The following is an 11,248-nucleotide window of genomic DNA, read 5'->3' on the forward strand; positions in this document are numbered from 1 at the left end:
CGCGCCGTCAGCTTCCCCTTCGCGTGCTGGGCTTCCGTCGCCCGGTCACTGGGTCCACGCTGCGCCTGCTCGCGCAGGGAGTGCAGCTCGGCCACCTTCCCGGTGGGGTTCGTCGTCATGTGCCGCCCTCTCGACGTCCGCCACGCCCGGCGACACGGGCGGGCCCATCGCTTCCCGCCGGGCTCCAAAGGCCCGCACCGGACCATTAAACGAGTGGCCGACACGGCTCCTCCACCGTCTCGACCCCTAATCTCGATCCGGCCACCCCTAGAACGGAAACATCGCAATGCACCGGTATTTGAGGCTTGCTTGAGGTTTCCCGTGTACCGCGCCCGCCGGTGGATTCAGTTGCACGGATGGCGAGTTGAAGGCGTGTCATTCCAAACGAGCTCAGTTAGTCGACCGGTCGGGAGTTGGTACAGTTCAATCGAACCTGCGAACGGGAAGAACCGGGCCTCCGTTTGACCTGCGGTGAGCGCTGAATTCCATGCGCTCCACAGGCACGCCTTCCTGCACTCGCAGAAACTCGCATGAAAAACCATGTCGCGCCATGGAACCGGCATGCGAAATATTGCATCTCATCGGGGAGGCTTCCACAGACATGTTGGTGGAGCGGGACGAACAGATCGCCAAGCTGACCTCCTGGGTGTCCGGCGCCGCCCGGCCCCCCGGCAGCACCCATGGACACAGGAGCGGGACCGGGCACGGCACGGTCTCCGACGACCCCTCCAGACCCGGCGGGATCGCCGTGATCAGCGGCCCGGTCGCCTCCGGCAAGACGGCCCTGCTCCACCGCGTGCTGGAGCGGACGGCCGACTCGGGCATCCGGCTCCTCAGCGCCGTCACCTCGGCCGCCGAACAGGACATCCCCTTCGGGGTGGTGGAGGAACTGCTCCGCGACACGCGCGACGGTGCGGGCCCCCTCCCCCTCCACGGGTCGCGGCCCGGCAGCGACGGCCTCATCCCCGCCGAAACCCTCGTGTCCTTCCACGCCCGACTGGCCGGTCTCGCGGCCCGCGGGCCCGTCCTGATCGCCGTCGACGACGTCCAGTACGCCGATCCGCAGTCCCTGCACTGCCTGCTGTACGCACTGGGCCGGGCGCGCACCTCGGGATCGGGCCTCGGCCTGCTGGTCACCCGCGGCCCCGACGCGGGGACCTCCCCGCCCCGTGTCCTGGACGAACTCCTCCGCCAGGCGGAAGGACCCCGCCTCCGACTCGGCCCGCTCAGCACGCGCGGCGTGGAGGCACTGCTGGCCCACCGGGCCGCCGACGCCGCCCCCACGCCCGCGTCCGCCACCACCGGTGCCCGGTGGCGTTCCCCCCGGCTGGCCGCCTCCCTGCACACCGCCACCGGCGGCAACCCCCTGCTGGTCCACAGCATCCTCGACGACCACCTCCCGCGGCTGCGGGCCGGCGAGGAGCCCGACGGCCCCCTCCACACGGGCGAGCAGTTCCTGCAGAACGCGCTGATCTGCGTGCACCGCACCGGCACCGACGGGTTGCGGGTCGCACAGGGCATCGCCCTGCTCGGCAACGCGGGCCGCATCCCGCTGCTCGCCCGGCTGGTGCGGGCCGGGGAGGGCGCCGTGGAACAGGTGGTGACCGCCCTCGTCGACGCGGGCATCCTCCAGGGAACCCGGTTCCGGCACGACGCGGTGCGCGCGGCGGTCCTGGAGAGCCTCGACGACGACGAGGTGGCCCGGCTGCGCCGGCGCGCCGCGCGCCTGCTGTACGAGGCCGGGGCGGCGCCGGTGGCCGTCGCCACGCACCTGCTGGGCCACGGACCGGGCGTTCCCGACGAGGAGTGGGTGCCGGGCGTGCTCAGCGACGCCGCGCACACGGCCCTCGCCTCCCAGCAGGTCGGGTTCGCGGTGCGCTGCCTGCGCCTCGCGGAGCAGTGCTCCCGCGACGAGCGCGAGCGCCTGCAACTACGTGCCAGCACCGCGAAGTTCATCTGGCGGGTGAACCCGTCCGCCTGGGCGCACGAGCTCCACCCGCTGAACGCCGCCTCGCACAAGGGCACGCTGCCGGTCAGCGAATCCCTGCAGCTCGTCGGCGACCTGTTGTGGAACGGCTGGTTCGACGACGCTGCGACGGCGATCCAGCACGCCGTCGAGGGGTTGGAGGACACCCCCGACCCGACGCTCGCCGGCGAACTGCGCGGCGTACGGGCCGTGCTGGCCTCCACCTACCCCACCCTGCTGGAGCGGATGGACGGTGCGCTCGGCCCGGCCTGGGACGACGCGGAGCGCCCGGCACCCGCCGCGGAGGACGGCGTCATCGCCGCCACGGGGGTCCTGCACGGGGTGCTGAGCGCGGGCTCCGGTGGCGACGAGGAGCACACCGAGCACGCCGAGCGCATCCTGGCCGGCACCCGCCTCACCGAGGAGAGCCACGTCACCGTACGGGCCTGCCTGCTGGCCCTGTTGTACGCGGACCGGCTGGGCGCGGCGACCCTGTGGACCGACCGGCTGCTGGAGGAGGCCGCCGAGCGCAGCGCCCCCGGCTGGACGGCCGTCATGCAGGCCATGCGCGCGCACATGGCGCTGCGCCGCGGCGAACTGGCCCGGGCACGGCACCTCGCCGAGCAGGCCCTCGCACAGCTCCCCCCGCACGGCTGGGGCGTGGGCATCGGCATGCCGCTGTCCGCCCTCATCGAGGCGCGGACCGCCATGGGCGACCACGAGGCGGCGGCCGCCCTGGTGGACCACCCGGTGCCCGAGCAGATGCTGATGACGCGCTACGGCCTGCACTACCTCTACGCGCGGGGACGGCACCAGCTCGCCACCGGACGGCACCACGCCGCGCTCACCGACTTCATGCTCTGCGGGAAGCTGATGGGCGAATGGGACCTGGACCGGCCGGGGCTGGCGCCCTGGCGGGTCGGGGTCGCCGAGGCCTCGCTGGCCCTCGGCAACCGCGACCAGGCGGAGCACTACGCCCGGGAGCAGTTGGCCGAGCGGGCCGGACCGCGGGGGCGCGGCATGGCCCTGCGGGTCCTGGCGGGGGCGCGGCCGCTGCCCGAGCGGCCGGCGCTGCTGAACCGGGCGGTGGCCCTGCTCCAGGACGAGGGCGACTCGCACGAGCTGGCCCGGGCCCTCACCGACCTCGGAGCGGCGTACGAGCGGCTCGGCGACGCGGCCCAGGGCAAGACCTGCACCCGTAGGGCCTGGCGGATCGCCGAGGGCTGCGGCGCCCGCGGCCTGTCCCACCGCCTCCAGTCCGACCCGGCCCCACAGGGCCCGCCGCCGCAGCCCGAGCCGAGCGCGGCGCCGAGCCCCGTGCGGCCGCGGTCGTCCGCGGTGTCGAGCCTGACGGACGCCGAGCGGCGGGTGGCGGCGCTGGCCGCGCACGGATACACCAACCGGGAGATCTCTGCGAAGCTGTTCATCACGGTGAGCACCGTGGAGCAGCACCTGACCCGGGTCTACCGGAAGATCAACATCTCGCGTCGGCAGGACCTGCCGGTCAGTTGGGACATCGATGTCGCACACACCGCCTGACCCCGCCGCTCCGGCCGCCACCGCCACGACCGCCGCCGGTCCGGGGGCCGGACCCCGGTTGCTCGCCGTGAGCGACCTGCACATCGGGATGGCCGACAACCGGCCCATCACCGAGTCCCTGCGGCCCACCCACCCGGACGACTGGCTGATCGTCGCCGGCGACGTCGGCGAGCTGACCGAGGACATCGAGTGGGCGCTGCGCCTGCTCGCCGGACGCTTCGCCAAGGTGGTGTGGGCCCCGGGCAACCACGAGCTGTGGACCCCGCGCGAGGACCCGGTCCAGTCCCGCGGCGAGGAGCGCTACCGGTGGCTGGTCGACCTGTGCCGCAGCCTGGGCGTGGTCACGCCCGAGGACCCGTGGCCCGTCTGGCGGGGGCCCGGCGGCCCGGTCGCCGTCGCCCCGCTGTTCCTGCTGTACGACTACACCTTCCGGGTGGCGGGGACCGCGACCAAGGAGGAGTCCCTGGCACGGGCGCACGAGGCCGGTGTCGTCTGCACGGACGAGTACCTGCTGCACCCCGACCCCCACCCGGGCCGGGACGCCTGGTGCCGGGCCCGGGTCGAGCTGACCCTGCGCCGGCTGGAGGCCCACGACCCGGCGGTGCCGCTCGTCCTCGTCAACCACTACCCGCTGGTCCGCGAGCCCACGGACGTGCTGTGGCACCCGGAGTTCGCCCAGTGGTGCGGCACCGTGCTCACCGCGGACTGGCACCGCAGGTTCCGTACGGCCGCCGTGGTCTACGGGCACCTTCACATCCCCCGGACCACCTGGTACGACGGGGTACGCTTCGAGGAGGTGTCCATCGGCTATCCCCGCGAGTGGCGCCGGCGCGGCCACCCGAAGGGCCTGTTGCGACAGATCCTGCCGTACGCCGAGGAGGCCCGGACCTGATGATCGAGACGCTGGTACCCGTGCAGGCCCGCACGGGCGAGGCCTTCGGCCCGGACGGCGCCGCGGTGCTGTTCCCCGAGGAGGCGGCCCTGGTCGCCGCCGCGCCGAACGAGCGGCGCGAGGAGTTCACCACCGTACGGGGCTGCGCGCGCCGGGCGTTGGCGGCCCTCGGGCTGCCGCCGGCTCCCGTCCTGCCCGGGAAGCGCAACGCCCCGCGGTGGCCGGCCGGGGTGGTGGGGAGCATGACCCACTGCGTCGGCTACCGGGCCGCGGTCCTCGCCCGGGACACCGATCTGATGGCGGTCGGGATCGACGCCGAGCTGCACCGGCCGCTGCCCCGCGGGGTGTTGGAGTCGACGGCCCTCCCCCAGGAACTGGCCTGGGTGCGCACCCAGCCGGCCGTGGCCGCGCCGCTGCACCGGGACCGGCTGCTGTTCAGCGCGAAGGAGGCCGTCTACAAGACCTGGTACCCGCTGGTGGGGACCGAGCTGGACTTCGAGGATGCGGTCATCGCCTTCCGCGAGGACGGCCCCGGCGGCGCTCCGGGTAGCGGCGGATCGGTCGGCGGCCCGGCCGGCGGTGCGCGGACCGGCACGTTCCGGGCCCGTGTGCTGCGTCCGGGGACCGCTCCGGACGGGCACCCGGTGACGGCGCTCGCCGGCCGCTGGATCGTGCACCGCGGCCTGATCGTCACCGCGATCACCGTGCCCGTGCGCCGGCCGGCCGCGGCCACCGCTCCGGAAGGTGTCGGTCACCCGGGTCCGGGTCGATAGGGGTTGTCCGGCTCCGGCGCCGCTGCGTAGCGTGCGAGGACCGGACCGACTGTGCACGGCGTACGGCGCGTGGATCCCCCCGCCGTCCGGGCCCGCTCCCGATGTCGCGTTCCCGGCTGCGGCCGGCTCGTCTCCGGTTCTCCCTGGTAGCGCTGCCGCACCGGCCCGAGAGGTACTCGCGATGACATCAGCAAGCCCGGCCACCACCATGCTCGTGCCGGACTTCCCGTTCTCCTACGACGGCTGGCTCGGCCATCCGGCCGGCCTCGGCTCGCTGCCACCGGGCCGCGCGGGGACACCCGTGGCCGTGGTGGGCGGCGGAATGGCCGGGCTCACCGCCGCCTACGAGCTGATGCGGCTGGGCCTGCGCCCGGTCGTGTACGAGGCCGAGCAACTGGGCGGCCGGATGCGCTCGGTGCCCTTCCCCGGGGACTCCGGCTGCGTGGCCGAGATGGGCGCCATGCGGTTCCCGCAGTCGGCCCGCTCCCTCTTCCACTACATCGACCTGCTGGGGCTGCGGACCCGCCCCTTCCCCAACCCGCTCGCGGAGCACACCCCGAGCACCCTCGTCGACCTGGGCGGGGTGCGCCACACCGCGCGGGACGCCGAGGAACTGCCCGACGTCTACCAGGAGGTGGCCGCCGCCTGGGAGAAGGCCCTCCAGGAACGCGCCGAACTGGCCACGATGCGCGACGCCGTGCAGCGGCGCGACGTCGAAACGCTCAAGCACGTCTGGGACCGGCTGGTGCGGGAGTTCGACGACCAGTCCTTCTACGGCTTCCTCGCCACCAGTGCCGCCTTCCGCTCCTTCCGCCACCGGGAGATATTCGGGCAGGTGGGCTTCGGTACCGGCGGCTGGGACACCGACTTCCCCAACTCGCTGCTGGAGATCCTGCGCGTCGTCTACACCGGGGCCGACGAGGACCAGGTCGCCATCGCCGGCGGCTCCCAGCAGGTGCCCCGCGGCCTGTGGGAGCACCGGCCGCAGGAGTGCGCGCACTGGCCGGCCGGGACGTCGCTGGCCTCGCTGCACGGGGGCGCCGCCCGGCCCGCGGTGCGCGAGGTCACGCGCGACGGCGAGGAGTTCACCGTCACCGACACGGCGGGCCGCCGGGACCGGTTCGCCGCGGTGGTGTACACCCCGCACCTGTGGACGCTGCTCAACCGCGTGGAGGCCGATCCGGCGCTGCTGAGCGCCGCGGAGTGGACGGCGGTGGAGCGGACGCACTACATGGGCGCGTCCAAGCTGTTCGTCCTCACCGACCGGCCGTTCTGGCACGACGTGGACCCGGGCACCGGGCTGCCGGTGATGAGCATGACCCTCACCGACCGGATGCCGCGCGGGGTCTACCTGTTCGACGACGGCCCGGACCGCCCCGGGGTGATGTGCCTGTCGTACACGTGGAACGACGACTCCCTGAAGATGGCGACGCTGAGCGCGGCCGAGCGGCTGGACGTGCTGCTGGACAAGCTCGCGGCGATCTACCCGGGGCTGGACATCCGCTCGCACGTGATCGGCGAACCGCTGACCGTCACGTGGGAGACCGAGCCGCACTTCATGGGTGCGTTCAAGTCGAACCTGCCGGGCCACTACCGCTACCAGCGGCGGCTGTTCACGCAGTTCGTGCAGCGCGGGCTGCCCGCCGACCGGCGCGGCTTCTTCCTGTGCGGCGACGACGTGTCGTGGACGGCCGGGTTCGCCGAGGGGGCCGTGACCACCGCCCTGAACGCGGTGTGGGGCGTACTGGACCACCTGGGCGGGTCCACCCACCCGGACAATCCGGGCCCCGGTGACCTCTTCGAGGCGCTGGCCCCCGTCGAACTCCCCTACGACGGCTGACGCGGCCCCGGCCCGCGGACGAAGGCGCCCCCGCCGCAGCGGCGGGGGCGCCTTCCGGTTGCCGGACGGTCACGCCAGGTCGGCGGCCATCTCGGCCAGCTTCTTCTTGTCGGGCTTGCCGTTGCGGTTGAGCGGGAACCGCTCCAGGACCACGACCTTGTTGGGCTGTTCGAAGGTGGGCAGCAGGGCGCACAGCCGCTCCCGCCAGTGGCCGGACTCGCCCAGCTCCTCGTCCTCGACGAAGAACACCAGCTGCGAGCCGCGCAGTTCGTCGGGGACCGGCACGATCCGGACGGGGCAGCCCTGCGCGGCGACCTTACGCTCGATGAGCTCGGGGTACAGGGTGTAGCCCATGCGGTGCACGGCGAACTTGCGGCCCAGGACGTGGAGGTTGCCCTCGGCGTCGAGGTGGCCGAGGTCGCCGGTGGCCTGCCAGCCTCTGGTGGCGTGGGCGGGGACGATGGTGCCGTCGTCGGCGATCTGCCCTTCGAGGGCGTCGGGGGTGTCGACCTCGATCTCGCCCGTCTCGCCCGCGGGGAGTTCGTTGCCGTCCTCGCCGACGATCCGCAGCCGGATCCCCTCCATGGCGCGGCCGCAGGCGACCGGGTTGTCGAGGGTGGCGAAGGAGATGTTGCCGAGCTCGGTGGAGCCGTAGCTGTCCAGCAGCGGCAGCCCGAACTCCTCCACGTACTGCGCCACGAGCGGGGCGTCGAGCGGGGCCGCGCCGACGCAGAACATACGGGTGTCGGCGAGGTGGTCGCGCAGCACCGGCTTGCGGTTGACCAGGCTGAGGATGCTGCGGTAGCTGGACGGGGTCGCGTCGATGACGGTGACCCCGGCGTCGCGGGCCATGCGCAGGGCGCGGTCGAGCCGGCGGTAGGGCGCGATCACCAGGGAGCAGCGGGTGAGCCAGGCGATGAGCACCATCGACAGGCCGTACTGGTGGGCGAAGGGCAGCAGCGGCAGCAGGACGTCGTCGGGGCGGTGCCCGACCTGGTCGGCGTTGCGCTGGAGGTTCCGCAGGAACGAACGGCCGCTCTTGACCACGCCCTTGGGGGATCCGGTGGAGCCGGAGGTCCACATGATGAGGCCGTCGGGGAGTTCGCCCCAGGCCTCGAAGGACAGGGTGGCGGCGGTGGGCTCGTGGTCGGCCACGGCGACCATGAGTTCGTACAGGTGGACGGGGTCGGCATCCGGGTAGACGGGCGTGTCGTCGTCGACGAAGGTGACCTTGACGCCGGTGCGGACGGCGATGCGGCGGGTCTCCTCCGCGGTCTCCTGCTGGTCGACGAGGACGATCGAGGCACCGACGTGCATGAGTGCGTAGAGCACGCACACGTAGCTCGCCGAGTTGCCGGCTTTCAGCATGATCCGGTCGCCGAGGCCGACACCGCGTTCGCGGATCGCCTCGGCGACCCGGAGCGCGTCCTGTTCGAATTCTTCGACGGGCCGTACCGAGTCGGCTGCAAATATCTTCGCGGTCATCGGTCGCACTAAGTCCTTCCTCTGGGCCGTGATGCGGCCGGGCGGCGTAGGGTGCGCCGGGCCGGCGGTGGGTCGGGCCCGTTCAGGGGTGGATCGCGGGGTTCGCGGGCTTCACGGTGAAGGGGGATGCGGCCGCTGCCGTCCCCGTGGTCCGTGCGGTCGGGCGTGTCGTGGACACGGTCCTCCACTCCCGCACGCTAGGCAGCGGACCGGGGCACGGGTACCCCTGACCGCCCCCTGGGGACCCCTCAGTCGGGGTCCGGTTGGCCGAGCGAGATCAACTGGTCGTGCACGATGTTGACCACTTCCCGGCGGTAGGACTTCAGGTAGCCGCCGGCCCCGGGGAAGACCTCCAGGTCGAACCGGCCGGAGGTGCACCGCCGCCACGCCCGGACACCGGCCAACGTGGCGCGCGGGTCGTGGCGGGCCGTCAGGGCGACGACGCGGCAGTTGAGCGCCGGCGGCCCGAGGTTGCCGCGGTGGCCGGGCGCCGTCCGCCCGGAGGCGAAGAGGGTCAGCGGGGCCGCCCCGTTGGTCTCCCGCTCCAGGCGGCAGCCCACCTCGTAGGCCAGTTCGGCGCCCAGGCGGTGTCCGAAGAGGGCGAACGGGCGGTCGGCCCAGCCCCGCACCGACTCGAACACCCTGTCGGCGAGTTCCTCGCCCGCCTCCGGGTCGGGGTCGTCCTCGAAGGGCGTGGACGACGGGTACTGGACGATGAGCAGTTCCACGGTGGGCAGCAGCAGATCGGCCATGGCCAGGTAGCAGAGCGCCGAGTTCCGTGAGCTCGGGAAGCAGATCATGCGGTAGGTGCTCGGGAGCCACGGCTGCCGGATCTGGATCAGCCCGACCTCGTCGGGGGAGGTCTCCCCGCCGTCGGGCCTTTTGTGCACATGGGTCATGCCCCTGGAACTCCGCCTCGGATGGTGCCCTCTGACGCGTGGTCGGGCATGCGGCCGGCGCCTCCGCAGCGGAGGGCCTTCATAAACAAGTCCGGGCCGCACCATGGCCGCCGGCGGTGTCGGCCACCGTGCGGGACTGCTCGGCGACGATGTGCAGGGGGCGCGGTCGGGTGCCGGATTCCCCGGACCGGACGAGTTCTTTCACGGGGTCTCCTCGCGGAATTGGTGAGCGAGCTGGGATGATCCGGCACGGTCACCCGGGGATGCTATGAGGTTGTTCGCCCGGGCCGCAATAGATGATCACCCCTATTTCCCCCTAACCCTTTCCCGCTTCCCCCCTATGAGCAGTCCCCGCGGGACCGCTGCGGGGCTCCGCGTGCTAGACATGCCCCGTCCCCAGTTATCCACGCGGACGCGCAGGACCCCCGTTTCCGTGTCCCACCTGATTCGCAGGAACAAATGAAACCTGAACGATCCGAAGATTCTGCAATCGTGGTCGACGGACCGGTAGGGCCCTGAGCTGACCCGCTCCCGCCCCCTTCCCCTCCCCTCTCCACCTCCCGGCCCCGTACCCGGACCGGCGCGTCCGCGCCGGTCCGGGTACGGGGTCTTTTCTCGTAGACGGCACCGGAAAACAACCGTCCACTGCCACACCATCCCGGAAGCAAAGGTATTCACGCACCATGACTCTTTCCGATGCGATTCCCGCCGAGAACGCGGCCGACCCCTCCGCCTCCCGGACCGGAACCGCGATCGTATTTCCCGGCATGGGCCCCGCTTCCTTCGCCGAGATAGGCCGCTTCCTGCTGCTCGACCCGTATGGACGGGTGCGCCTCGCGGAGGCGGACGAGGCCCTCGGATATTCGGTGTTCGACCGGTTCCGTGACGCCGAGGACGACTATTCGGTGTATTCCCAGCTCGTCTTCCTGGTGGCCTCGATGGCGATGGCGGACCGGGCCGTCGACACCCTCGGCGTCTCCCCCACCGTCTGCGCGGGTCCCAGCTTCGGCCAGAAGGCGACCGCCGCGTTCGTCGGGTCGCTGTCCTTCGCGGACGTCGTCCGGATGACCGCGGACCTGGCAGCCTGCGAGGAGGACTACTTCTCCGGCGTGTACGAGGACGTGGTCACGCACTGCTTCGTCCGGACCCCGCAGGACCGCCTCGACGAGATCCTCGCCGGGTTCGACGACCGCGGCGCCTGGTACGACCTGTCCGGCCGGCTGGACACCGGCTTCCACATGCTGTCCCTGCGCGAGGGGGACCTCGACGCGCTCTCGGCCGGGATCAGCGCGGCCGGTGGCTACTCCATGTACTCGATGCGGCCGCCCGTTCACGCGGCGGCCTTCTCCGCGCTGCGCCGCAAGGCGGAGGAGGAGGTCTTCGCCGGGTACGAGTTCGCCGACCCGTCCCTGCCCGTGGTCGTCGACCACGACGGCACGGTCGTCCGGGACGCCGCCGGCATCCGCACGATGATGCTGGACACCTTCGACCGGCCGATCCACTGGCCGAGCATGGTGGAGTCGCTGAAGGGCCTCGGTGTGGGCACGCTGTACGTGACCGGCCCCGACAACCTGTTCCACCGGCTGGACACCACCAAGGAGAACTTCGAGGTCGTCCCGGTGGGCCTGCCCAAGAAGCGGGACCGCGAGCGCGAGCGGAAGCAGGCCCTGGAGCGGTCCCGGGCCGCGCGGGCCCGGCGCGCATCCTCCGGGGTCTGAGGAAGCCGGGGGAGACGTACGGAAAGGGGCCGGGGGGGCCCCCCCCCCAGGGGGGGGGGGCCCCCCCTCCCCCCCTCCCCCCCCCCCCCCCCCGGGGGGGGGTGCGGCCCCCCCCCCCCCACCACCACCCGTTTCC

Annotated in this window: 7 protein-coding genes; 5 read left to right on the forward strand and 2 right to left on the reverse strand. The window is 72.7% G+C overall.

Annotation, left to right across the window (positions count from 1 at the left end):
• The first annotated feature begins 601 nt into the window (after window positions 1-601).
• The 4 genes from ACZ4VL_RS39180 (at window position 602) to ACZ4VL_RS39195 (ending at window position 7,010) form a co-directional block, all read left to right on the forward strand.
• Entirely contained in the window at window positions 602-3,505 is a 2,904-nt protein-coding gene (locus tag ACZ4VL_RS39180; RefSeq protein ID WP_468210346.1) for a helix-turn-helix transcriptional regulator, read from the forward strand.
• Window positions 3,486-4,397, forward strand: coding sequence for a metallophosphoesterase family protein (locus ACZ4VL_RS39185; RefSeq protein ID WP_468210348.1), 912 nt, complete (start codon window positions 3,486-3,488; stop codon window positions 4,395-4,397). The genes ACZ4VL_RS39180 and ACZ4VL_RS39185 overlap by 20 nt, the downstream gene beginning before the upstream one ends.
• Window positions 4,397-5,170, forward strand: coding sequence for a 4'-phosphopantetheinyl transferase family protein (locus ACZ4VL_RS39190; RefSeq protein WP_468210351.1), 774 nt, complete (start codon window positions 4,397-4,399; stop codon window positions 5,168-5,170). Before ACZ4VL_RS39185 ends, ACZ4VL_RS39190 begins: the two co-directional genes overlap by 1 nt.
• 181 nt (window positions 5,171-5,351) lie before the next feature.
• Window positions 5,352-7,010: a flavin monoamine oxidase family protein gene (locus ACZ4VL_RS39195; RefSeq protein WP_468210354.1), complete on the forward strand. Its 1,659-nt coding sequence runs from the start codon at window positions 5,352-5,354 to the stop codon at window positions 7,008-7,010.
• Window positions 7,011-7,079: 69 nt separating this feature from the next.
• Here ACZ4VL_RS39195 and ACZ4VL_RS39200 read toward each other — a convergent pair whose 3' ends face one another.
• Both ACZ4VL_RS39200 and ACZ4VL_RS39205 read right to left on the reverse strand, forming a co-directional pair.
• Window positions 7,080-8,495, reverse strand: a complete 1,416-nt coding sequence (locus ACZ4VL_RS39200; RefSeq protein WP_468210363.1) for a class I adenylate-forming enzyme family protein — start codon at window positions 8,493-8,495, stop codon at window positions 7,080-7,082.
• 248 nt (window positions 8,496-8,743) lie between these two features.
• A complete protein-coding gene (locus tag ACZ4VL_RS39205) occupies window positions 8,744-9,394 on the reverse strand; it encodes a thioesterase II family protein (protein WP_468210357.1) in 651 nt (216 codons plus the stop codon).
• A gap of 683 nt (window positions 9,395-10,077) precedes the next feature.
• Between ACZ4VL_RS39205 and ACZ4VL_RS39210 the strand changes: the two genes are divergently transcribed.
• Complete coding sequence (locus ACZ4VL_RS39210) at window positions 10,078-11,112, forward strand: ACP S-malonyltransferase (RefSeq protein WP_468210360.1); 1,035 nt, start codon at window positions 10,078-10,080, stop codon at window positions 11,110-11,112.
• The last annotated feature ends 136 nt before the right edge of the window (window positions 11,113-11,248 follow it).

It is taken from the genome of Streptomyces sp. NPDC029014, assembly GCF_055564695.1.